General features: G+C 72.0%; 17 protein-coding genes. 6 read left to right on the top strand and 11 right to left on the bottom strand.

Translation table 11 applies throughout. The features are described 5' to 3' along the window. Positions 1–143 precede the first annotated feature (143 nt). From FVE25_RS32030 to FVE25_RS32020, 3 genes are all read left to right on the top strand, one after another. Entirely contained in the window at positions 144–1085 is a 942-nt protein-coding gene (locus tag FVE25_RS32030) for a phosphotransferase (RefSeq protein WP_157250845.1), read from the top strand. 633 nt (positions 1086–1718) lie between these two features. Further along, on the top strand, positions 1719–2540 hold the full coding sequence (locus FVE25_RS32025; protein WP_219825727.1) for a CAP domain-containing protein: 822 nt from the start codon (positions 1719–1721) through the stop codon (positions 2538–2540). Between the two features lie 295 nt (positions 2541–2835). Further along, positions 2836–3735, top strand: coding sequence for a cysteine peptidase family C39 domain-containing protein (locus FVE25_RS32020; RefSeq protein ID WP_157250843.1), 900 nt, complete (start codon positions 2836–2838; stop codon positions 3733–3735). On the opposite strand, the gene FVE25_RS32015 is transcribed toward FVE25_RS32020, so the two are convergent. Beyond that, on the bottom strand, positions 3732–4214 hold the full coding sequence (locus FVE25_RS32015; protein ID WP_246267733.1) for a MarR family winged helix-turn-helix transcriptional regulator: 483 nt from the start codon (positions 4212–4214) through the stop codon (positions 3732–3734). The genes FVE25_RS32020 and FVE25_RS32015 overlap by 4 nt on opposite strands. 51 nt (positions 4215–4265) lie before the next feature. Here FVE25_RS32015 and FVE25_RS32010 point away from each other — a divergent pair, with 51 nt between their 5' ends. After that, positions 4266–5204 carry an EamA family transporter gene (locus tag FVE25_RS32010; protein WP_157250841.1) on the top strand — a complete coding sequence of 313 codons (939 nt, stop codon included), beginning with the start codon at positions 4266–4268 and terminating at the stop codon, positions 5202–5204. On the opposite strand, the gene FVE25_RS32005 is transcribed toward FVE25_RS32010, so the two are convergent. Further along, positions 5181–7796 carry a helix-turn-helix transcriptional regulator gene (locus FVE25_RS32005; protein WP_157250840.1) on the bottom strand — a complete coding sequence of 872 codons (2616 nt, stop codon included), beginning with the start codon at positions 7794–7796 and terminating at the stop codon, positions 5181–5183. The genes FVE25_RS32010 and FVE25_RS32005 overlap by 24 nt on opposite strands. Before the next feature lie 102 nt (positions 7797–7898). Here FVE25_RS32005 and FVE25_RS32000 point away from each other — a divergent pair, with 102 nt between their 5' ends. Beyond that, a complete protein-coding gene (locus tag FVE25_RS32000) occupies positions 7899–9302 on the top strand; it encodes an MFS transporter (protein ID WP_246267731.1) in 1404 nt (467 codons plus the stop codon). Here the strand turns inward: FVE25_RS32000 and FVE25_RS31995 are convergent, their stop codons facing one another. The 8 genes from FVE25_RS31995 to FVE25_RS31960 form a co-directional block, all read right to left on the bottom strand. Further along, the gene (locus FVE25_RS31995; RefSeq protein WP_157250838.1) at positions 9303–11258 is read right to left on the bottom strand and encodes a serine/threonine-protein kinase; all 1956 of its coding nucleotides are present in this window, start codon (positions 11256–11258) and stop codon (positions 9303–9305) included. Between the two features lie 252 nt (positions 11259–11510). Beyond that, positions 11511–11939, bottom strand: coding sequence for a hypothetical protein (locus FVE25_RS31990; RefSeq protein WP_157250837.1), 429 nt, complete (start codon positions 11937–11939; stop codon positions 11511–11513). A gap of 58 nt (positions 11940–11997) precedes the next feature. Further along, complete coding sequence (locus tag FVE25_RS31985; RefSeq protein WP_219825726.1) at positions 11998–12939, bottom strand: RNA polymerase sigma-70 factor; 942 nt, start codon at positions 12937–12939, stop codon at positions 11998–12000. Between the two features lie 219 nt (positions 12940–13158). Continuing rightward, positions 13159–14142, bottom strand: a complete 984-nt coding sequence (ilvC, locus tag FVE25_RS31980) for a ketol-acid reductoisomerase (protein ID WP_157250994.1) — start codon at positions 14140–14142, stop codon at positions 13159–13161. A gap of 23 nt (positions 14143–14165) precedes the next feature. Beyond that, on the bottom strand, positions 14166–14690 hold the full coding sequence (gene ilvN / locus FVE25_RS31975; RefSeq protein WP_157250836.1) for an acetolactate synthase small subunit: 525 nt from the start codon (positions 14688–14690) through the stop codon (positions 14166–14168). After that, a complete protein-coding gene (locus FVE25_RS31970; protein ID WP_157250835.1) occupies positions 14690–16423 on the bottom strand; it encodes an acetolactate synthase large subunit in 1734 nt (577 codons plus the stop codon). The genes ilvN and FVE25_RS31970 overlap by 1 nt, the downstream gene beginning before the upstream one ends. Before the next feature lie 225 nt (positions 16424–16648). Continuing rightward, complete coding sequence (locus FVE25_RS31965; RefSeq protein WP_246267729.1) at positions 16649–19294, bottom strand: putative bifunctional diguanylate cyclase/phosphodiesterase; 2646 nt, start codon at positions 19292–19294, stop codon at positions 16649–16651. A 178-nt stretch (positions 19295–19472) separates the two neighbouring features. Then, complete coding sequence (locus FVE25_RS31960) at positions 19473–20381, bottom strand: 2-hydroxyacid dehydrogenase (protein WP_157250834.1); 909 nt, start codon at positions 20379–20381, stop codon at positions 19473–19475. Between the two features lie 38 nt (positions 20382–20419). On the opposite strand from FVE25_RS31960, the gene FVE25_RS31955 reads away from it, so the two are divergent. Next, positions 20420–21439, top strand: a complete 1020-nt coding sequence (locus FVE25_RS31955; RefSeq protein WP_157250833.1) for a PQQ-dependent sugar dehydrogenase — start codon at positions 20420–20422, stop codon at positions 21437–21439. On the opposite strand, the gene FVE25_RS31950 is transcribed toward FVE25_RS31955, so the two are convergent. Next, on the bottom strand, positions 21423–23339 hold the full coding sequence (locus FVE25_RS31950; protein ID WP_157250832.1) for a VanW family protein: 1917 nt from the start codon (positions 23337–23339) through the stop codon (positions 21423–21425). The genes FVE25_RS31955 and FVE25_RS31950 overlap by 17 nt on opposite strands. Positions 23340–23410 lie beyond the last annotated feature (71 nt).

Genomic DNA, 23410 nt, shown 5'->3' with positions numbered 1-23410 from the left:
GCGAGCCGCCCGCTTCTCTGTACGGCGAGGCGCCCACTTCTCTGTACGGCGAGCCGCCCGCTTCCCTGTACGGCGAAGCCGTCGGCTTGCCGTACAGAAATCCGGGGCGAAGCTACACGAAGCCCCGGCTAGGGTTGTTCCGCATGACTCACACCGAGATCGAGATCACCGCGGAGCTGGTGCGGGATCTGCTGCGTGACCAGCACCCCGACCTGGCCGATCACCCTGTGCGGCTCGGCGCGCGGGGGTGGGCCAACCAGCTCTGGCGGCTCGGCGACGACCTCGCCGTGCGGTTGCCCTGGGTGGGGGAGATCGCGGATGAGCTGCTGCTCAAGGAGCACACCTGGGTGCCCGCCCTCGCCCCGCGCCTTCCCCTGCCGGTCCCGGTCCCGCAACGCCTCGGCGAGCCCTCGCCGCGCTTTCCCCGGCCCTGGATCGTCACCACCTGGGTGCCGGGCGAGCCCGCCGACCTCGCCCCCGTCACCCGCGGCGCGGACGCCGCCGACGCCCTGGCCGCCTTCCTGACCGCGCTGCACCAGCCCGCCCCCGAAGGGGTGGACACCGACAGCCAAGGCCGCGGAGGGACGCTGGCCGGCTCCTCCACGTGGGTCGCCCAGCAGCTCGCCTCGGCCACCGAACTGGGGCTCGTCCCCGACCCGGACGCCGTCCGCGCGGTCTGGGAAGACGCCGTCGCCGCGCCTGTCTGGGCAGGCCCGGCGCTGTGGCTCCACGGCGACCTGCATCCGGCCAACGTCCTGACCGCGGACGGCACCCTCTGCGGCGTGGTCGACTTCGGTGCCCTGTTCGCCGGCGATCCGGCCTGCGACCTGTCCGCCGCCTGGACGTTGCTGCCGGACGGCGCCGCCGACCGCTTCTACGCCGCCTACCAGCCGGCCCCGGACGCCGCGACCCTGCGGCGCGCCCGCGGATGGGCCGTGATCCGCGCCCTCGTCGGCCTCCACGTCGGCGACGCCGGTGTCCGCGGCCGCCCGGGCGGCAAGGCCACCTGGGGACCACCCGCCGCCGCCACCCTGCGACGCCTCATCGCAACAGCCCCGCCTCACCCCTCTGACCGGCCCCTCTAACCGGCCCCTCTAGCAAGGCCCTCTGACCGGTCCCTCTGACCGGCCCCTCTAGCAAGGCCCTCTGACCGGTCCCTCTGACCGGGCCTTCTAGCCAGCCCTTCTGACCGGCCCTTCTAGCCAGCCCCCCTGCCCAGCTCCCCTGGCCAGCCCCTCTAGCCAGCCCCCCTGGCCAGCCCTCTGACCAGCCCCCTTGGGCCAGCCCCTAGTCAGCCCTTCTGGCCGACCCCCTAACCGGCCCCTAGTCAGCCCTTCTAGCCGGCCCTCTAACCCGCCCTTCTAGCCGGGCGCGGCGGGCCGTTGCGGCGGGTCGTGTGTCCGGCGTGAGAAGCGACCCCCACGATCGGCGCCCGCCCACGGCGGCGGGTGGCGTGGGGGCGGCTTCGCCGTACTGGAGGGGGCTCGGACAGGGCCGTGCGGACGGTCACGACGCGCAGCAGCCTTTGGAGGTTTACGCAGGTGCGAGGGACCTTTGTTACGAATGGGACACCTGGGACTCCAGGTAGTAGGGGATTTTTCGGGACATGCCCGATGTGTGCACACCAGAATGCGGGTTCGAAGCAGCGTCTAACCCCATCGGAGGACAACGTGCGCAGACAGCTCCAGGCACTCGCCTGCCTAGGGAGTCTGGCGGCATTGAGCATCCCCGTCACCGCCGCCCACGCCGCCACCACACCCCGCGACCTGTGCCAGGTCATCGCGGACCGGCCGTACGTGGACGACCAGGGCATGGTTCGCGGTGCTGCCGCGCGCAAGGGCTGCGACGACCCCGCCCGTCTGCGGGTCCGGCTCATGCAGGCCAGGCCGGGCCCCGACCGCGCCCTCAAGAGCGGCTCCAAGGTCATCACCAACGGCCAGCTCGTGGCCGGTCTCCGCTGCACCACCACCCCCCGCACCTTCTACGTGACCGCCGTCGACTCCTCCGGCGAGACCAGCCGGTCGAGGCCCGCCAGGCTGTCCTGCTCGACCAAACCGACCCCCACCCCCACCCCCACCACTCCGACCCCCACTCCGACCGGGTCGCCCACGGCCACGCCGACGCCCACCCCCACGGCCACGCAGCCGGGCGGCGGAGTCGGATCGGCCGTCGAGGAAGAGGTCGTCAGGCTCACCAACGCCGAGCGCACGGCCGGCGGCTGCAAGCCCCTCACCCACGACCCCAAGCTGAACGCCGCAGCCCGCGGCCACTCCAACGACATGGCCGCCAAGAACTACTTCAGCCACACCTCCCAGGACGGCCGTTCCCCCGGTGACCGGATCAAGGCCGCCGGGTTCTCCCCGATCAGCACCTGGGGCGAGAACATCGCCAAGGGCCAGCCCACGGCCGCCTCGGTGGTGAAGGGCTGGATGAACAGCCCCGGCCACAAGGCCAACATCATGAACTGCAACTTCACCCTCATCGGTGTCGGCCACGACGCCAAGGGCCCCATCTGGACCCAGGTCTTCGCCCGTCACTGACCCGTCGGCGCCCTTCGGATCCGAGGGCGCCCCACCACCCCGGCCAAGGGAGCGCCGGGCCTCCTCCTGGCGCTCTGCGCCGGAATCCCACCTCGCCCCGGTGCTCCCCTCCCTGCGGGCCCGCCCTCCGTCCCTACCGCACAGGGACCGGGGGCGGGCCCGCTCGCGCGGTCCGCGTCCCGGACGACCTGCCGCCCTCTCCCCCCTCGGGCGGTACGGCCGGCGGCGCGGACCGCCCCCCTCCCCGCCGTCGAGGCTTGACCCTCACACCGTGGCAGGTCGTTGACTGGCCGGCATGGTGACCTATGCCGGATCCGGCCCGTATTGCTACAGCCACTCCCTGGCGATGATGCTCGGCGCCGCCGCGCCGCCCGTCGGCGTGATCGAGACCCTGACCGGATCGCCCTTCGGCGCCCAGCTCATCGGCGGTACGACCCCCTTCTTCGACCCCTACGCCTGGGACCCGGAGATCGGCCTGGCCGACGCCGCCGAGGCCCTGGGCTGGAGGTGTTCGCGTACCTCGGGCGGCACCCCGGAGGAGGCCCTGGCCCGGCTGTCGGCCCTGGACGGCCCCGCCCTGGCCGGTCCGGTGGACATGCCGCTGCTGGCCTACTCGCCGGAGGAAGGCGGCGACCACTACGTCGTGGTGCTGGGCGTGCGGGACGGCGTCGTCCTGATCCACGATCCCGAGGGCTTCCCCTACGCCACCCTGCCCGTCGCGGACTTCCTCAGGGCTTGGCGGGCTGAGGCGGTCTTCTACGAGCAGGAGGGCTTCGTCCTGCGCACCAATTTCACGAAATTTCGTGATGTAACGTATCGAGACGCCTTGGAGGACTCGTTGCCCGGCGCCGCACGCTGGCTGGCCGGGCGCGACGACCTCCCCGTGCCCCCGGGCACCCTCGGCGGCGCCGAAGCCGTGCACACCCTGGCCGACCAGGTGGAACACGGCCTTGACCGGGCCGTGCGCGGTCTGCTGACCGGGTTCGCCGTCCGCCTCGGCGCCCGGCGCCTGTCCGACGCCGCCACCTGCCTGGACCTGCTCGGCCGGGGCCCGGCGGCGGCCGTCGCCCGCGAGCAGGCCCGCCTGCTGGGCGCCGTCCAGCACCCGCTGAACGCCGGCGACAACCCGGCCGCGGCACGGGCCCTGCGCCTCCTGGCCCCCACCTACGAGCGCCTGCGCGGGGCACTGACCTAACCCATCAACGCCAGCAGATCCCGCAGCAGGACCGACAGCCGCTCCCGATCGGCGGGCGGCAACTGCTCGAACACCTCCCGCTGCGCCGCCAGCCCGGCCGTGACCGCCTCCTCGATCACCTCGAACCCACGCGGCGTGAGCGTGATGACCAGGCCACGCCGGTCGTCGGGGTCGGGTGAGCGGGTGACCAGCCCGGCCTTCTCCAGCCGGTCGAGCCGCCCGGTCATCCCCCCGGAGGTCAACATGAGCGAGGCGGCCAGCGCCTTGGGCGACAGCTGGTACGGCCGGCCCGCCCGCCTCAGCGTGGCCAGCACGTCGAACTCCCCCCGGGTGATCCCGAACCCGTTCTGCACCTTCTCCTGGCGTGCGCCCATGATGTGCGCGATGCGATAGATCCGGCCGAAGGCCGCCATGGCAGGGGTTTCCAGGTCGGGCCGTTCGCGGGCCCACTGCTCGATGATGCGGTCGACGTCGTCCACGGTCCCGATGATAGCTTGCATATAACTAGCTTACAGCTAAGCTACTTACTCATGAGAGACCTTCGCTTCGTCGCGCCCAGCGCGATCGCCCCCATGCTCTGGGGCACCACCTACCTGGTGACCACCGAGTTCCTCCCCGCCGGCCGCCCCCTGCTGGCCGCGGCCGTGCGCGCGCTGCCCGCCGGGCTCCTCCTGATCGCCACCGTGGCCCTGCTCGCCGGACGGCTGGCCGTACCCCGAGGCGCGTGGTGGTGGCGTTCGGCCGTGCTCGGCCTGCTGAACATCGGATTGTTCTTCGCCCTGTTGTTCATCGGCGCCTACCGGCTGCCCGGCGGCGTCGCCGCGGTGCTGGGCGCGCTCGGGCCGTTCGTGGTGGCCGGGCTGGCGTTCGTGCTGTTGCGCGACCGGCCGAGCGGACGGGCGATGATCGGCGCGGTCATCGGCGTGGCCGGAGTCGCCTTGCTCGTGTTGCGTTCGACGGTGGTGCTCGACCCGATCGGCCTGGCCGCCGCCGCGGGCGGCACGCTCGTCATGTCGCTGGGCACCGTGCTCGGCCGCCGCTGGGGCACCCCCGAGGGCTTCGACCGCAAGCCCACCGCCCTGCTCGCCCTCACCGGCTGGCAACTGACCGCCGGCGGGCTCGCGCTGCTGCCGTTCACCTTCCTGGTCGAGGGCGCGCTGCCCGCCTTCACGCTCACGAACCTCGCCGGATACGGCTACCTGACCCTGTTCGGCACCGCTCTGGCCTACTTCCTGTGGTTCCGCGGCGTGACCACGCTCGCGCCCACCCGGATCACCGTGCTGGCGCTGCTCAGCCCGGTGGTGGCCGCCGTTCTCGGCTGGGCCGCCCTGGGGCAGTCGCTGTCGGCGGGCCAGCTCGCCGGCGCCGTCGCGGTTCTGGGAGCCGTCCTCCTGGGAGCCTCGCAGCCCCGGCGCCGCCGCAAGGCCGAGGAGCCGGTCGCGCGTTCAGCCGAGGTCGAGCCTGTTTAGCTCTCTCCGGGAGGAGATGCCCAGCTTGGGATACGCCTTGTACAGGTGGTATTCGATGGTCCGCGGGCTCAGGAACAACTTGGCGCCGATCTCCCTGCTGCTCGCCCCCTCGGCCGCCAGCCGTACCACCTGGAGCTCCTGCGGGGTCAGCCGGTCGAGCAGGGCCGCGGCCGCGGGGGCGCTCGCGGAACCGCCGGCGGCGCGCAGTTCGGCGCGCGCCCGCTCCGCCCATGGGCGGGCACGCAGCCGGTCGAAGGTCTCCAGGGCCGCCTTGAGCAGGTCCCGCGCGTCCGCCCGGCGGCGCGCCCGCCGCAGCCACTCGCCATACAGCAGCTCGGTCCTGGCCCGTTCGAACGGACGGCTCGTCCCCTCGTGCAGGCGTACGGCCCGCGCGAAGTGCGCCTCGTCCTCGGTCAGCAACGCCAGGCAGCGCTCGGCCATCGACAACGCCCACGGCTGCCCACCGGCCGCCGCCCACGCGCGGAACCTGCGCAGCGGCTCGGCGGCCTGCTCCCGCTCATCCGCCCTGACCGCGGCCTCCACCAGATCGCCGGTCGCGCCCATGAGCACCCCGGCATGCCCGCCCGGCCCGCGCCAGGCCGTCAGCAGCCGCTCGAGCGCCTTCTCCGGGCGCCCGAGGCCGAGGTCGAGCAGGGCCACCATCGTGTCCGCGGCGACCCGGCCGGTGCCGGTGGACAGGCCGGTCAGCTCGAGGCAGCGCTCCTCGTCCCCCTCGACGGCGGCGATCCTGGCCACGACCGTGTCGAGCTGCCAGGCTCGCTGCCGCGCACCGGTGTCGCGGGCGATCGCCGCCGCCTCGGCCACCGACGCCTCCGCGTCCCGGTGCGCCCCGGCCACGACCTGCACCTGCGCCAGCACCTGCAGGACGTCGGGCAGCGCGCCCACGAGACCGTAACGGCGGCAGCGCGCCACCTCCTCGCTCGCCCGCGCCAGCGTCGCCGCGTCGTCGCCCATGATCCATCCGTGGTGGACCGCCCGCATGCGCAGCCCGCCGTCCTCGGGCGCCGACTGCCTGAGCAGGCCGACGCCCGTCGCGTAGTCACCGGCGATGAGCGCGGCCAGCCCGCGCACGCCCGGATCCGGCTCGCCCAGCGCGTCCAGGCGCTCCGCGGCCGCCGTCACCGCGTCGGGGACCGCGGCGAACCAGGCGTACTCGGCCGCCGTCCGCAACATGCCCGCCGCCTCTTCACGGGGCAGCCCGCCGGTGGCCGCGTCCACCAGGATGGCCGCCGCGTCCGCCGGGTCCCCTCGCTCGAACTCCACCGCCGCCCGCACCCGCGCCGCCGCGGCCAGCGGCATCCGGGCCGCTGTGGACACGCGGACCTGATCGGCCAGGTCGGCGGCACGATCCACCTCACCGCCCGACAACGCGAGGGCCGCCGCCTCCGCCAGGCGGGCGGCGCGGGCGCCGGGATCCGGGGTGAGCCGGGCGGCCTGGCCGTACAGGGACCCGGCGGTGGCGCAGGCGGTCCGCCGCCTGGCCCGCTCGCCGGCGGCGACCAGTTCCCCGGCGACCGCCTCGTCCGGGGTGAGCGTCATCAGCGGGAGGTGCAGCGCGCGGGTGTCGGGGTCGGTCGCCGTCTCGGCCAGCGCACGGTGCACCGACACCCGCTGGGCCATGGGCATGCCCCGGTAGGCGGCCGTGGCGATCAGCGGATGCCGGAAGGCGATCCCGGTGTCGCTCACCCGGATCAGCCCCGCCCGCTCAGCGGGCTGCAGGTCGCCCAGCCCGACGCCCAGCACCTCCCCCGCGGCCAGGACGGCCCGCGTCCCCGACCCGGCCGACGCGGCGGCCAGCAGAAGCATCGTCTGCGTACGCTCCGGCAACTCCGCGATCCGCTCCAGGAACGCGGCCAGCACCCGATCGGCCACCGGCAACGGCTCGACGCCGCTCCCCTCCCTCGCCACGGCGGCGAACTCCCGCAGGGCCAGCGGATTGCCCTCCGCCTCGGCCAGCACCCTCTCGCGTACGGCCGGCGCCACGCCGTACTCACCCAGCAGGCGCGCCGCGTCGTCCTCGCCCAGCCGGGCCGGCCGTACCTCGGTCAGCCCCGGCGCGGCGAAGCCCTCCTCGCGCCCGGCGAAGACCACGGCCACCCCGTCGGCCCCGAGCCGCCTGGCGGCGAACGTGAGCGCGTCCGCGCTGGCCCGATCCAGCCACTGGGCGTCGTCCACCAGGCAGTACACCGGCTGCTCCTCGGCCAGGTCCGCCAGCAGCGTCAGCACCGCCAGCCCGATCTTGAACCGGTCGGTGGGGTCGTCGGCGGCGGGCCCGCCCAGAACCGACCGCAACGCGAGCGCCTGCGGCTCGGGCAGCCGATCCAGCCGCGCCTGCAGCGGCCACAACAACCCCGCCAGCCCGGCGAAGGCCAGATCGGCCTCCGCCTCGATCCCGGTCACCCTGACCACTCGGAGCCCGGCGGCAGCCGCCCGCTCGGCGGCCCACTCCAGCAGCGCGGACTTCCCGATGCCGGCCTCGCCCCGCACCACCAGCGCGCCGCTGCGCCCCGCCAGCGCCTCCTCGACGAGCTCCGCGAGCGCCGTCTGCTCGGCGCTTCTCCCGTGGAGCACGTGCACCCTCCCAGTACCGGTAGCAGGACCAGAAAACCTACTGATTCGCGGCACGTAACCCCTTCCTACGGTGGTGACCAGCCGTTTGTAAGGAGTTTGACCGTGACTGAAACGCGCGGGCCGAGCCTGGCCCTGCTGGCGTTCGCCAACCTGATCACCAGCCTTGACTTCACCATTGTCTACGTCGCCTTGCCGGACATCGCGAGGGAGGTCGGCTTCACCCCGCATTCCCTGCAGTGGGTGGTCAGCGCCTACGCGGTGCTGTTCGGCGGCTTCCTGCTGCTCGGCGGCCGCCTGGCCGACCTGATCGGCCGCCGCCGGATGTTCGTGGCCGGCATGACCCTGTACGGCGTGGGCTCCCTGCTGGGCGGCCTGGCGCCCTCCCCCGCCCTGCTCATCGTGGCCAGAATGATCCAGGGCCTGGGCGGGGCCATCCTCGCACCGGCCACTCTCTCCCTGGTCAACACCATGTTCCCGGTCGGCAGAGCCCGTACCAGAGCCCTGACCGTCTGGGCCACCGGCGGTGCGGCCGGCCTGAGCCTCGGCTCTCTGCTGGGCGGCGCGCTGACCAACTGGCTGGGCTGGGAATGGGTCTTCTTCGTCAACGTCCCGCTGGCCGCCATCGGCCTCGCCCTCGCCCCCGCCCTGCTGATCGCCGACGGCGCCCGCGCACGCGGCCAGAGCTTCGACCTCCCCGGCGCCCTCACCGGTACGGCCGGCGTCACGCTCCTGGTCTTCGCCATCGCCCAGGGCCCGGAGGCCGGCTGGACCTCCGCCCCGGTGCTCGTCTCCACGCTGCTGGCCGTGATCCTGCTGGGTGTCTTCCTGACCGTGGAGAAGCGCAGCCCCAGCCCCCTGATGCCGCTGCGCCTGTTCGGCAACCGGAGCCTGAGCGCCGCCGCCGTGGTCATCCTGGTGTTCGGGCTCAGCCTGCAGGCGATCCCCTACTTCCTCACCCTGTACTTCCAGGGCGTCCTCGGCTTCACCGCCCTGCAGACGGGCATCGCCTTCCTCGGCCCCACGCTCTCGATCACGCTGGGCAACACCGTCAGCGAGCGCATGATCGGCCGGCTCGGCACCCGTACCACGCTGATCACCGGCCTGCTCGCCGGCGCCGCCGGCAGCGCCCTGCTGGCGCCCGGCATGACCGCGACCGGTTCCTACGTGAGCGTGCTGGCCGGCATCGTCGTCGTCGGCCTCGGCATGGGGCTGATCTACCCGGCCATGTTCAACGCCGCCGGCAGCGGCGTCGCCGGGGCCGAACAGGGCACCGCCTCGGGCATCGCCAACACCGCCCTGCAGGTGGGCTCGGGCGCGGGCCTGGCCGTCCTGGTCGCGGTGGCCAACGCCGGATTGGGCGGGCTGTCGGGCGAGGCGCTGCGCGTGGCCACGGCCGACGGGCTGGGCGTGGCCGCCTACGTCGCGGCCGCCGGGGCGCTGCTCGGCGTGCTCCCGGCCCTCCGCCTGCCCGGCCTCGCCAAGCCGGTGCCCGCCCTGCAGGAGTGATCAGCTGCCTGACCCGAGGCTCCAGGCCCGCGCGGTCTGGTCCCTGCTGCCGCTGACGGCCACCGGGCGGCCGTCGACCAGACCGGCCGCCACCGACCAGATCGCGTCGGAGTGCTTCGCGAACGGCGCGCCCATGGCCTTCCCGGTCGCCAGATCCCACGTCCGCGCCGTCTTGTCCTCACTGCCGCTGACCGCCACGGCCCTGCCGTTCAGGTTGGTCATCGCCACGGACCAGACGGCGCCGGTGTGCCCGGCCAGCGGCGCGCCGGCCTGCGTCCTGGTGGTCAGGTCCCAGACCCGGACGGTCATGTCCTCGCCGCCGGTGACGGCCACGGGCCTGCCCTCCAGGGTGCCCATCGCCACGGAACGCACCCAGCCCGTGTGCCCGGTCATCGGCTCCCCGATGGCTTTGCCCGTGCCCAGGTCCCAGAGCCGCACGGTGCCGTCGTCCCCGGCGGTGACCGCGATCGGCGCGCCGCCGACCTGGCCGGCGGCCACCGCCCACACTGCGGCGGTGTGCCCGGTGAGCGGGGAGCCGACCGGTTTGCCCGTCCGCAGATCCCAGACCCGCGCCGTGCGATCGGCGGAGGCGGTGACCGCGACGTGCAGCCCCCCGATCCGGCCGGTCGCGATCGCCTTGACGTCGCCGGTGTGGCCACGCAGAGTGCGGGAACCTCCGCCGCCGCCGAGGTCCCAGACCCGGGCGGTGTCGTCGTCACTGGCGGTGAGCGCGACCGGCACGCCGTCGAGCTGGTCGAGTACGACCCCGCGCACCCACTCCGTGTGGCCGATCAGCGGCTTGCCCATGGGCTGGGACGTGCGCAGATCCCAGACCCGGGCCGTCTCGTCGTCCGAACCCGTGAGGGCGGCGGGGACGCCGTTGAGCACTCCGATCGCCGCCGCCCGCACGTCGTTGGCGTGCCCGGCCAGCGGACGCCCGATCTCCACCCCGCTGCCGGCGAGCCCGGACCCCGTCACGGGACCCGTCGCGGTGCCGGTCGCGAGGCCCGTCCTCGCCGCTTCAGGACCGCCGCGCGGCTCACCCCTCGGCCACACCACCACCGCCGCACCGACCGCGACGGCCACCACCACCGCCAGGATCGCCCGGAGCGGTACCCGCACTCTCGCCGCCGGCTCCGCGACCTCGAGCGTGCGCGTGCCCCCGCCGGTCAGGGTACGCACCAGGTCGTCGGCCGCGGGCCGCCGCTCCGGCCTCTTGTCCAGGCAGGCCGCCACCAGCGACCGCAAAGGCTCCGGCACCCCGGTCAAGTCCGGCTCTTCGTACAAAAGCGCGTGAATAACCGACGGAACCGACGCCCCGCCGAACGGCCGCCGCCCCGTGGCCGCGAACACCATCGTGGCCGCCCAGCTGAACACGTCCGCCGCCGGCCCCGCCTGATCTCCGCTCAGCTGCTCAGGCGCCACATACCCCGGCGTCCCCAGAGCCCCCGACTGGGTGGGCACATGATCGAGCACCCGCGAAATCCCGAAATCGATCACCACCGGCCCCTCGGGACCCAGGATGACGTTGGCCGGCTTGAAGTCCCGATGCACCACCCCGGCCCGATGGATGGCCGTCAGGGCCGTCGCCGTCGCAACGGCCAGCCTGTCCAGCCCGCCGCCGGCCCGCGGCCCGTCCTGCCTGACGGCCCGCTCCAGGGACTCGCCCCGCACGTACTCACTGACGATGTACGGCCGGTCGTCGTGCATCCCCATGTCCAGCACCCGGGCGGTACAGAACGGCGCCACCCGCCTGGCGAGGTCGACCTGGCGGAAGAACCGGCGGCGCTCCTCCGCATCGTCGGACATCCGGTCGTTGAGCACCTTGACGGCCACCTCGTGACCAGAGGCGTCCTCCGCACGGTAAACGGTCCCCTGCCCACCCTGCCCCAGCACTCCCGTGAGGCGGTACCCGGAGATCCTGCCCAGCTCTTCCCCGGAATTCGGACGCGCCACGGTCCACCTTCTTCACGCCAGCAGGGACCCTACCCAGGGATACTACGATCCGGCCATGCCCGCTGGATGCCTGCTTCAGCGGTCGAACCAGCGCGCCGCAGATGGTGACCACCCGCAACCACCTCGACGGCGACGGCGCCCCAGCGCACGAACGCCCTTCGTGACGACCAGCGGGACAGCAACCAGCCCAGCGGCTTGCACAGTCGCCCGCATGCGCTCGGACTGGATGACCTCTGTCACACGATCATTCTGCTACGTGGCGGATCTTTGCGGCATCCCAGAGCGGATCGCGGAGCGTCCTCGCCGGGCTGTGGACAGCATGTGGCCCAGGGTCAGGGTGCTGAGGCCGAACATCAGGACGCCCAGGGGGACATGCAGCGAGCTCAGGCCCGCGATGCCCAGCGCGACCTGCGCCGAGGCCAGGACGAGGAAACCGGTGGCGTGCAGGATCGGGCGGGGTGTGCCGCCGCCCGGGCGCCAGGCCAGGATGGCGGCGAGCACGTACAGCGCCGTCGATCCCCACATCACGCGTGACCCGAGGTGGTGCAGGTCCGCTCCGAGGGAGGAGGACAGCAGCATCCCGGCGGTGGCCGCCTGGAAGAAGATGCTCAGGGTCTGCGCGGCGACCGCGATCTTCAAGAAGGTGCGGCCGCCGCGCGCTGCCGTCGTCTGGCCGGTCATGGGGTGTGCTCTCCTCGGTGCAGGGTGTGACAGCAGATGAGACGGTGGTCGGGGTTCTTCATCGCAGGGTGAGCGGAGTCTCGGAGGCGACGCGGGTCAGCTTCTCGGGGTTGCGGACGTAATAGAGGCCGGTGATGCGGGCGTCCTCGGCACGGATCGCCAGCACACCGTCGAACTCTCCGTCCAGGCACACGAGGAGTGCCGGGTTGCCGTTGACCACGACGGCCTCGCAGGTGATCGCCGCTTGCACCGTGCCGGAGCGGCCGAGGTAGAAGCCGACCACCTTCTCGGCGCCGACGACCGGCCGCGGCGCGGCCCGCTTCACGCCACCGCCGTCGCTGACCAGGACGACCTCGGGGGCGAGCACATCAAGCAGGCCCTGCAGGTCCCTGGTTTCGAGCGCGCGCCGGAACCTCTGCAGAGCCGCCCGGGCCTGGCCCGGGGAGACCGCCTCGCGTGGGCGGCGGGCATCGACGTGCCGGCGGGCGCGGTGCGCGATCTGGCGGACGGCCACAGTGCTCTTGTCGACGGCGGCGGCGATCTCCTCGTAGCCGACGTCGAAGACCTCGCGCAGCACGAAGACGGCGCGCTCGGTCGGCGAGAGGCTCTCCAGGACGAGCATCAACGCCATCGACACGCTCTCGGCCAGTTCGGCGTCCTCGGCCACGTCCGGCGTGGTGAGCAGCGGCTCAGGCAGCCAGGAGCCGACGTACGTCTCCTTGCGGCGTTTCATCGCGCGCAGCCGGTTGAGCGACTGCCGGGTGGTGATCCGGACGAGGTAGGCACGCCGATCGGACACCTGCCCCAGGTCGACCTCGACCCAGCGCAGCCAGGTTTCCTGCAGGACGTCCTCGGCGTCGGCGGCCGAGCCGAGCATCTCGTAGGCGACGGTGAACAGCAGGTTGCGGTGAGAGACGAACGCCTCGGTGGCGGCGTCCATCCGCCCATCCCCCGGGGGCTGCCCGACGGGGCCCGTCGTCACCTCGCTGTGCTCACTCATCGCCGGCTCCTGCTTGGTTCGCTTCCCACCCTGCTCCGCGCACAAGACACCGGCCCCCGCCGTCGTGTGACACCTGTAGCGGGTGGCATACATCACATCGCCGCGCCGGCACAGAGTCCGGACCGCCGACGCGGGACCTCATGAGGGCGCCCCACCGGATCCCCGGCTCGGCTGAAGACACGGTCTTACCCCCACGCGCGTGGGGGTAAGAGCATGCTTTTAACCCTTCAGCCAGCTCATCATCGGGCGCAGCGTGGCCCCCGTCTTCTCGATCGGGTGCTCGGCCAGTTCCTCGCGGTGGCGGCCGAACTCCTTCTGGCCGCCGTCGAACTCCTCGACCAGCTGCCGGGCGAAGGTGCCGTCCTGGATCTCGGCCAGGATGCGCTTCATCTCCTTCTTGGTCTCCTCGGTCACCACGCGCGAGCCGCGCGTGTAGCCGCCGTACTCGGCGGTGTCGGAGACCGACCAGTACATCTTGGAGATGCCGCCCTCGTACATGAGGTCGACGATGAGCTTCATCTCGTGCAGGCACTCGAAGTAGGCGACCTCGGGCTGGTATCCGGCCTCGATCAGCGTCTCGAAGCCCGCCTTGATCAGCTCGGAGACGCCGCCGCACAGCACGGCCTGCTCGCCGAACAGGTCGGTCTCGGTCTCCTCGGTGAAGGTGGTCTTGAGCGCCCCGGCGCGGGTGCCGCCGATGCCCTTGGCGTACGACAGCGCGAGGTCGAACGCCTTGCCGGAGGCGTCCTTCTCGACCGCGACGAGACACGGCACGCCGCGCCCGGCCTGGTACTGGCGGCGGACCAGGTGGCCGGGGCCCTTCGGGGCGACCATGGCCACGTCGACGCCCTCGGGCGCCTCGATGAGGCCGTAGCGGATGTTGAGGCCGTGGCCGAAGAAGAGCGCGTCGCCCTCCTGCAGGTTCGGCTTGATGTCGTTCTCGTAGATGCCGCGCTGCAGGTGGTCCGGCGCGAGGATCATGATGAGGTCGGCCTCGGCCGCCGCCTCGGCCGGGGTGATCACGCGCAGGCCCTCGGCCTGGGCGAGCTCGCGGCTCTTGGAGGTCTCGGGCAGGCCGACGCGGACGTCGACGCCGGAGTCGCGCAGGGACAGGGCGTGCGCGTGCCCCTGGGAGCCGTACCCGATGACGGCCACGACCCTGCCCTGGATGATGGACAGGTCTGCCTGGTCGTCGTAGAAGATCTCGGTCACGTGCGAAAAACCTTTCAGGCGGTACGGTCCAGTGCCCTGAGGGACCGGTCGGTGATGGAGCGGGCGCCGCGGCCGATGGCCACCATGCCCGATTGAACGAGTTCCTTGATCCCGAACGGCTCGAGGACCTTCACGAAGGCTTCGAGCTTGTCGGGAGTGCCGGTGACCTCGATGGTCACGGCGTCCGCCGCCACGTCGACGCAGCGGGCGCGGAAGAGCTGGACGAGTTCGAGCACGTGCGAGCGGCTTTCGGCGTCGGCCTTGACCTTGATGAGCATGAGCTCGCGCTGCACGGACTGGGTGGTGTCCAGCTCGACGATCTTCAGGACGTTCACGAGCTTGTTGAGCTGCTTGGTGACCTGTTCCAGCGGGAGTTCTTCCACGCTGACCACGATCGTCATACGGGAGATGTCGTCGTGCTCGGTGGGGCCGACGGCGAGGGAGTCGATGTTGAAGCCGCGCCTGCTGAACAGCGAGGAGACGCGGGCGAGCACGCCGGGCTTGTTCTCCACCAGAACGGAGAGCGTGTGTCTGCTCATTAGTCCTCGCTCTCCCAGACCGGGGCCATGTCCCGGGCGATCTTGATGTCGTCGTTGCTGGTGCCGGCCGCGACCATCGGCCAGACCATCGCGTCCTGGTGGACGACGAAGTCGACCACGACCGGCACGTCGTTGATCTCCATGGCCTTCTTGATCGTCGCGTCCACGTCCTCGGGGCGCTCGCATCGCAGGCCGACACAACCATATGCCTCGGCGAGCTTGACGAAGTCGGGGATGCGGCGGGTGGTCTGCAGATCGGTGTTGGAGTAGCGCTGGTCGTAGAAGAGGGTCTGCCACTGGCGGACCATGCCGAGGTTACCGTTGTTGATGACCGCGATCTTGATCGGCACGCCCTCGATGGCGCAGGTGGCGAGTTCCTGGTTGGTCATCTGGAAGCAGCCGTCGCCGTCGATGGCCCACACGGTCGCCTGGGGCTTGCCCATCTTGGCACCCATCGCAGCCGGTACGGCGAAGCCCATGGTGCCCAGGCCGCCGGAGTTGATGAACGTGCCCGGGTTCTCGTAGCCGATGAACTGGGCCGCCCACATCTGGTGCTGACCGACCCCGGCCACGTAGTAGGCGTCGGGCCCGGCGATGGCGCTGAGGCGTTCCATGACGTACTGCGGGGCCAGCGAGCCGTCCTCGAACTCGTCGTAGCCGAGCGGGTAGGTCGTCTTGTAGCCGTTGAGGAGCGTCCACCATTCGGTGTAGTCGCCCTTGCCGGTGTTCTCGACGGCGTTGATGAGGTCGTTGATGACCTCCTTGCAGTCGCCGACGATCGGGACGTCGGCGTGGCGGTTCTTGGAGATCTCGGCCGGGTCGATGTCCGCGTGGACGATCTTGGCGTGGGGGGCGAACGTGGACAGTTGCCCGGTGACCCGGTCGTCGAAGCGCACGCCCAGGCCGATGATCAGGTCGGACTTCTGCAGGGCGCCGACCGCGGAGACGCTGCCGTGCATGCCGGGCATGCCCATGTGCTGGGGATGGCTGTCGGGGAAGGTGCCGCGGGCCATCAGGGTGGTGACGACCGGGATGCCGGTCTGCTCGGCCAGCCGCAGGAGTTCGGCGGAGGCGCCCGCCCGGTGCACACCGCCGCCCACGTACAGGACGGGGCGCTTGGACTCGGCGATGAGCTTGGCGGCCTCGCGGATCTGCTTGGAGTGCGGCCGGGTGACCGGCCGGTAGCCGGGCAGCTGCATGGTCGGCGGCCAGTGGAACTCGGTGTCGGCCTGCAGCGCGTCCTTGGAGATGTCCACCAGGACGGGGCCGGGGCGGCCCGTGGAGGCGATGTGGAACGCCTCCATGATCGTGCGCGGGATCTCCGCGGGATCGGTCACCAGGAAGTTGTGCTTGGTGATCGGCATGGTGATGCCGGAGATGTCGGCTTCCTGGAAGGCGTCCGTGCCGATGGCGCCGCTCGGCACCTGGCCGGTGATGGCCACGATGGGCACCGAGTCCATGTAGGCGTCGGCGATCGGGGTGACCAGGTTGGTCGCCCCGGGGCCGCTGGTGGCCATGCACACCCCGACCCTGCCGGTGGCCTGCGCGTACCCTTCGGCCGCGTGCCCGGCGCCCTGCTCGTGCCGTACGAGCACGTGCCGGACCTTGGTCGAGTCGTAGAGGGGATCGTAGGCGGGGAGGATGGCCCCGCCGGGAATCCCGAACACGGTGTCGACTCCCACGTGCTCCAGCGCCCTGACCAGGGCCTGTGCACCTGTCATCCGTTCGGTCATCGGCTCGTTCCTTAAAGGGCAGACACTTAAGGACATAAAAAATGCCCCTCCCCACCGGGCGGTGGGACTGGGGCGGCGCGCAGGTCGAAGTGCTTCGCTATCGGCCCGCGCGCCGGCGAAGTACTACGAGAATCTCACTGCGAAGCATGGCAACACCTTAGCCGCTCACCAGCCCATAGTGTCAACTTGCTGGACAGTCATCCCAGCATTCGAGATGAACCGCGCCTACAAGGCCGACTGCAGGCTGGTGCGCATCAGGGTGTCGACTCCCCGCGCCGCCATCGGCCGCGCCACCAGGAAGCCCTGGCCGCGCGTGCAACCCATCTCCCGCAGCTTCTCCAGTTGCTCCGGGCGCTCGATGCCCTCGGCCACCACGATCAGGCCGAGGTCATGGCCGAGACGCACGATCGTCCTGGTCAGGAGCGTGAGCGTCTCGTCCCTGCCCAGACCCGAGACGAAGCTGGGGTCGATCTTGATCATGTCCACCGGGAGTTGGCGCAGGAACGCGAGAGAGGCGTAGCCGGTGCCGAAGTCGTCGATGGCCAGCCGTACCCCGAGAGCGCGCAGCTCCGACAGCCGGGAGATCGTCTCCTCGGCGTCCTCCACGAGCATCTCCTCGATCACCTCGAGGGTGAGCGCGGAGGCGGGCAGCCCGCTCTCCTCCAGGGCCTCCGCGACGGTCTCGACGAACCGCGGCGCGGTGATCTGCCGGGCGGACAGGTTCAGCGACAGCCCGATGTCCCAGGAGGAGGCCCGCCAGGCCGCCACCTCGCGGCAGGACTCGCGCAGGATCCACTCGCTCAGCGGCACGATGAGCCCGGTGTCCTCGGCCGGGCCGAGGAAGTGCTCCGGCGCCACGAACGCCGAGCCCCGCCACCAGCGCACCAGCGCCTCCACCGCGGTCACCCGCGAGGTCGCGAGGTCCACGACCGGCTGGTACTCGATCGCGAACTGGTTCTCGATGAGCGCCCGCTGCAGGTCGGCGGCGAGTTCGAGGCGGCGGACCACCTCGGCGTGCATCTGGGCGGCGAAGACCTCCACGCGGCGGCCGCCGAGGTCCTTGGCCCTGGCCATGGCCACGTCGGCGTTGCGCAGCAGGTCGCCCGCGGGCATCTCCTCCTCGGCGAAGGCCACGCCCACGGAGGCGGTCAGCGCCACGTCGCGGTCGGCCACGCGGAAGGGCTCCTGCGAGACCGCGCGCACCAGCCGCTCGGCCACGTCCACCGCGAGCTGCGCCTCGCCGCCGATCTCCATCAGCACCGCGAACTCGTCCCCGCCCCACCGGGCGAGCGTGTCCTCCGGGCGTACGGCTCCGCGCAGCCGCCGGGCCGCCTGGCCGAGCAGGTAGTCGCCGCTGGCGTGGCCCACCGAGTCGTTGACGGAGGTGAACCCGTCGAGGTCGAGGAAGATGACGGCGGTCTGCCCGGAGGCCCGCCCGGCCAGCACCTCGCGGGTGCGCTCCTCGAAGTAGGAGCGGTTGGGCAGCCCGGTGATGCCGTCGTGGAAGGTGAGGTGGGCGACCTGGTTGCGCAGGGCCTCCTCGTCGCTGATGTCGCGGGTGGTGACCAGCAGCACGTCCTCGCCGCCGACGTGCCGGGTGGCGACGGACTCGGTGGGGCGCCAGGTGCCGTCGGCCGCGCGCACCCGGCAGGCGATCAGGCAGGCGCTCGGCTCTGCGGTGTCCTCGTCGAGGCCCATGGCGCGCAGCGAGATCTGGATCCCGGGCAGGTCCTCGGGGTGGATGTAGTCGAAGATCGAGCCGCCGACGATCTCGTCGGGGCGGTAGCCGTACGTGACCTCGACGCCGGCGCCGATCTCGCGCACGGTGCCGTCGTAGTCGCACAGCAGGACCACGTCGCCCGTGCTCTCGGCCAGCTCGCGCAGCTGGCGGTCGCCGAGCGCGACCAGGCCGCGCATGCGCGCGTTGGCGCCGATCAGCACGAACAGGCGCAGCACGAGGATGAGGACGACGGAGGCGGCGACCATCACGACGCCGGTGACGGGATGGTCGCGGGACCCGGCGAGGTGGGCGGCGAGCACGACGGCGGCCGCGGCGACCAGCACCAGCGGGACCAGGGCGAGCAGGTGGGCGACTCCCTGGCCGGTGGCGGGGCGGTCCTCGTCGGACCCGCGCGGCGTGCTCCAGGGCGCCGCCGCCAGCAGCAGGAAGGCGACGGGGACCAGGGCCAGGCTCCAGGTCGGCGGGGTGCCCTCGCCGAGCCTGGCCACGGCGGAGGCCATTTCGGCGACCGTGGTGGTGGCCAGGACCCCGATCCCGGCCAGGCCGAGCGGCAGGCCGGTGCGCGTGCCTCTGGCCACGATGGGGATGCTGACGCAGGTCACCAGCAGGCAGGCCAGCGGTGGCAGCAGCATGAAGGTGAAGCTGGGCGAGCCCTCGGCGTGGACCTGCCGCAGCGCGACGACCCAGCCGATGAGGAAGAGCGCGGCCGTGCAGAGGTAGCCGTCGGTGAGATAGCGGATCGCGGCCTTGGCCGTGGGCAGCCGGCCGGCGGCGATGACCGCGCCTCCGGCCATGAGCACGGATCCGGCCAGCACGAGCAGGTCGGCGAAGCTGAGGATGAAGCTGGAGCTGTCGGCCAGGGGGCGTACGCCGACGCCGGCCGACCACACCACCGCGCCCGCGGCCAGCCAGCGCGAACCGCTGGCCTGCCGCTGCTCGCCGGTGCGGGCCGCGCTCACCAGCAGGGAGAGCGTCGCCAGCAGCGCCGCCGTCACGCCCGCGATCGCGCCGGTCACCCTCGCGGGCCCGCCGGCCGCCAGCGAAACGGCGAACACGGCCACGCCGATTGTCGCGGCGGCCGTCAGCGGCGCCCGTGGGTCACGCCAGCGGATCACAGTCCTTGCCCTCACATCGACAGTGTGTGCGGTGCCGGGTGCGCGGGTGGTGACAACGCCGATGTCGTCACCGATCTGATAACCACACAGACCGAATTGCCCCGAGACCTACCTTGACTGGGAGTCAGGAAGGCCCGGTAGACGACAACCGTACGCACCGAAGGTCACGGACCAGCCACGGTCCGGATTCCTCTCAATACGTGTCGGTAATGACGTTGTTCAGGGGTTCGCCGGCGAGGTACCGCAGCATCTGCGACCGGACCAGCCGCAGCATCCGCCTGCCGGAGGCCGGGGTGCTCCCGGCGACATGCGGCGTGAGGAAGAATCCCGGGGCCGTCCAGAGCGGGTGCCCCTCCGGCAGCGGCTCGGGATCGGTCACGTCGGCGGCCGCCCTGAGCCGGCCCGACCGCAGCTCGTCAACCAGGGCGCCGGTGTCGACCACCCCGCCCCTGGCCGCGTTGACCAGCAGCGCGCCGTCCTTCATCCGGGCCAGGAAGGCGGCGTCCACCATGCCGGCGGTGTCCGCGGTGGCGGGCACCAGCAGCACCACCACGTCGGCATCGGGCAGCAGCCCGGGCAGGTCGTCCATGCCGTGCACCCCGTCACGGGCGGTGCGGGCCACCCGGACCACGTCCACCTCGAACCCGTCCAGCCGCCGCTCCAGCGCGGCCCCGATGGAGCCGTACCCGACGATCAGCACGGTGGAGTCGGCCAGCACGCCGGTGTGGTGGTAGGTCCACTCGCCTCTGCGCTGGGCGTCGGCGAACCCGGGGAACTCCCGCAGGACCGCGATCATCGCCCCGACCGCCCACTCGGCGGTCCCCGCGTCGTGCACGCCGCGCGCGTTGCAGAGCACGGTCCCCTCGGGCATGTTCGGCCGGTACGGTTCCACCCCGGCGGTCACGGTCTGCACGAGGCGCAGCGAGGTCATCTTGGCCAGGGTTCCCTTGACGTCGCGGGGCGTGATGAGCGGCGGAACCCAGACCTCGACCTCCTCCAGCCCATCCGGCATCTCCCCCTTGCCGTCATAAACCTCACATTGGACCCGAGGCAGGTCGGACAGAACCTCAACCATGGCTTCGGAAGGAACCCAGATCTTCATGCGGAGAACCTTACGACTCACGCGCCAGTATGGAAGTCATGAGGAAACTCTGGCTCATCATCCTGATCGCGCTGTCCGGTTGCGCGGCCGGTGGCGCGGTGACGCCCACGGCGAGCGTGCCCGCCCCTCCCCCCGGCCGGCCCAAGGTCATCGCCACCGGGCTGAGCGTGCCCTGGGGCATCGCCTTCCTGCCCGGCGGGGACGCGCTGGTGACCGAGCGCGACAGCGCCCGCGTCCTGCGCGTGACCCCCCAGGGCAAGATCACCGAGCTGGCCAAGATCTCCGAGGCCCGGCCCGGCGGCGAGGGCGGGCTCATGGGCATAGCGGTCAAGGACGACAACGTCGTCCTCTACTACACCGCCATGGAGGACAACCGGATCGTCCGCTACCGCCTGACCGGCGATGCCCTGAGCGAGCCGAAGGTCCTGGTCCAGGGCATTCCCCGAGGCGGCATCCACAACGGCGGCCGGCTCGCCTTCGGCCCCGACGGCTTCCTGTACGCCTCCACCGGCGAGGTCGGCGACCGCCCGCTGGCGCAGGACCCGAAGTCGCTGGGCGGCAAGATCCTGCGCATGAGCCTGGACGGCGCGGCCAAGGTGTTCACGCTCGGCCACCGCAACGTCCAGGGCCTGGCCTGGGATGAGAAGGGCCGGATGTACGCCTCCGAGTTCGGCGCCAACTCCCTCGACGAGATCAACCAGATCGTCGAGGGGCGCAACTACGGGTGGCCCGAGATCGAGGGCAAGGGCGACGACACCGCCTTCACCAACCCGATCGTGACCTGGGGCACCGGCGACGCCTCGCCGTCCGGCATGGCGTACACGGCCGGCTCCCTGTGGGTGGCCGCGCTGCGCGGCACGCGGCTGTGGCAGGTCCCGCTGGATGCCGAGGGCCGGCCCGGCAAGCCGGTGGCGCACTTCGACGGCACGTACGGCCGGCTGCGGGCGGTGGCCGTGGCCCCGGACGGCACGCTCTGGGTGGGCACGAGCAACCACGACGGCCGGGGCTCGCCGGACGACGGCGACGACAAGATCCTGTCGATCAGTCCCCGCTTGTAGCCAGGCAGGTCAGCTGGGCCTGGGGCCGGTACTTCGTGGTCACCTTCTTGTCCCGCTTGACTTCTTTGTCCCCGTCGTAGAAGACGCGGGTCACGTCCACGGTGAAGCCCGGTTGCCCCGTCGTCGGCAGGCAGCCGGGCTGGCCGCTGGTCTGGCGGCGGAAGGCGGTGACGTCGCGGCGCTCGGAGACCACGGGCTCGATCTTGTCGTAGCGCTTGGTGCTCCACAGGGTGACCGTGACCGAGGTGGGCGTGGCGACGGCCTTGATCAGCACGCCGTACTGGGAGTTGTTGACCCACTTGAAGTCGCGGCGGGGGTAGAGGACGGTCACGTCGCGGCCCTCGGGGTAGCGGGGCGCGTAGTAGTCCATGGGTGTGTGCTCGGCGTTCTCGTAGCCGCCGAGGAAGACGGCGTTGTAGAGCGTGGTGGCGAACTGGGATCCGCCGCCGCCCATGACGTTGACCATGCGGCCGCCGACGACCTGGGGGGCTTCGAGGTAGCCGAGCTCGGCGGTCGGCTCGCCCAGGGTCTCGTTGAAGGAGAACGTCTTGCGCGGCTGCACGATCGTGCCGTCGAGTTGCTGGGCCATGCGCTGGATGTTGGTCGCCCGCGCCTGGCAGCAGTCGAAGGGCGTGGTGAATTCGGCCACCATCTCCTTGATCCCGAGCCCGGCCGCCTCCGCGGTGGTCAGCTCGGGCTTGACCGCGGCGAGCGAGACCGCGATGGTCCGGCTGTCGCGCTTGACCAGCACACCGGTGATGTCCGTGGCCAGCCGGCCGGCGTCCACGCCCCTGCCCTGGCGGCCCGGGACGAGCGCGGGTTTGCCGTTCTCGATGGCGAAGGTGGCGTTCTGGGGAAGCTTGGCCAGGTCGACCAGCTTGTCCTGGATGGGCTCGAGCGCCTTCTCCGCGTCGAACTGGGGCTTCAGGACGCCGTTGTCGTCGGGGACGTAGACGAGGTGGGCGGCGATGGCGGCAGGGGTGAGCTGGGCTGTCTTGCCGTCCTTGGTGAGGGTGATCGGCGCGGCCACGGCCCGCCTGGCCTCGGCGAAGGCCCGCCGTACTGTCTCCTCGGTGGTCTTGGGCTTGGCCGGGACCATGTTGAGGGCGACGTTGGCCTGCGAGCGCAGGAAGGCGGTGCTGATGGCCTTGACCGCGGAGTCGCGGTCGAGGAGCAGGCCCTCCTGGGGGAGTACGGCACGCGGGCGCAGGCCGGAGAAGACGACGCGGCCCTCCTTGGGCGCCTTGTCGACCGATTCGGCCAGCCCTTCGACGGTCCTGGCGAGCTGGGCGGCGTCGATGGAGATCTTGGGCTGCAGGTCGGTGGTGCCGGTGAGCGCCCGCCAGACCTCGACCGGGGTGGGGAAGCCGCTGGGGGCCTCGCCGATGGTGGCGACCACGTCGAGTTCGAGGCCGGCCTCGTCGGGCTGGATGGTCTCCTCACGGCCGGCCATGCTGACGGTGACGGGGCGGTCGAGGCGGGCCGACAGCTCGGCGCGGAGCTTGTCGGCGGCCTGGGTGACGGTCAGCCCGCCGATGTCGATGTCGGCCACGCGGGTGCCGCGCAGCACCGAGCCGGACATGACGACCGCGGGCACGAGGTAGGCCAGCAGGCCGAGGACGACTATGACGAGCAGGAGCGTCGGCAGGATGCGGCGGCGCGGCGGGTCGGGGTCGTAGCCGGGCGGCGGGGGCGGCGGCTCCGAGGGGCGGAAGGACGCGGGCGGCTGCGGCGGTCCCTGCATGGGCCAGGGCTGGGGCGGCGGCGCCACGGGCGGCAGACCTGCGGGGGGTTCCTGTTTGGGCTGCTCGGGCTGGCCGTTGGGGCCGAAGATGTCGCGGGAGACTCCGGGCGGCAGGCCCTCCACTTTCGGCTTCTTGCCGGGCAGGGGCAATGGCACCGAGGCGAAAGGGTCGGTCGGTGAATCGATTGGTCCGGCGCGCCGCACGCCTCTATCTCCTCCTGCTCCGC

The organism is Nonomuraea typhae (assembly GCF_009760925.1).
GTDB classification, from domain to species: Bacteria; Actinomycetota; Actinomycetes; order Streptosporangiales; family Streptosporangiaceae; genus Nonomuraea; species Nonomuraea typhae.
The sequence above is the reverse complement of the archived record's forward strand: the minus strand, read 5'-3'. Positions and strand labels throughout refer to the sequence as shown.

Excerpts from the sequence above, each read along its gene's own strand:
- FVE25_RS32030 (WP_157250845.1), top strand. The coding sequence starts at position 144 with ATGACTCACACCGAGATCGAGATCACCGCGGAGCTGGTGCGGGATCTG.
- FVE25_RS32020 (WP_157250843.1), top strand. The coding sequence starts at position 2,836 with ATGGTGACCTATGCCGGATCCGGCCCGTATTGCTACAGCCACTCCCTG.
- FVE25_RS32010 (WP_157250841.1), top strand. The coding sequence starts at position 4,266 with ATGAGAGACCTTCGCTTCGTCGCGCCCAGCGCGATCGCCCCCATGCTC.
- FVE25_RS31990 (WP_157250837.1), bottom strand. The coding sequence starts at position 11,939 with ATGACCGGCCAGACGACGGCAGCGCGCGGCGGCCGCACCTTCTTGAAG.
- FVE25_RS31985 (WP_219825726.1), bottom strand. The coding sequence starts at position 12,939 with ATGAGTGAGCACAGCGAGGTGACGACGGGCCCCGTCGGGCAGCCCCCG.
- ilvN (WP_157250836.1), bottom strand. The coding sequence starts at position 14,690 with ATGAGCAGACACACGCTCTCCGTTCTGGTGGAGAACAAGCCCGGCGTG.
- FVE25_RS31970 (WP_157250835.1), bottom strand. The coding sequence starts at position 16,423 with ATGACCGAACGGATGACAGGTGCACAGGCCCTGGTCAGGGCGCTGGAG.
- FVE25_RS31960 (WP_157250834.1), bottom strand. The coding sequence starts at position 20,381 with ATGAAGATCTGGGTTCCTTCCGAAGCCATGGTTGAGGTTCTGTCCGAC.
- FVE25_RS31955 (WP_157250833.1), top strand. The coding sequence starts at position 20,420 with ATGAGGAAACTCTGGCTCATCATCCTGATCGCGCTGTCCGGTTGCGCG.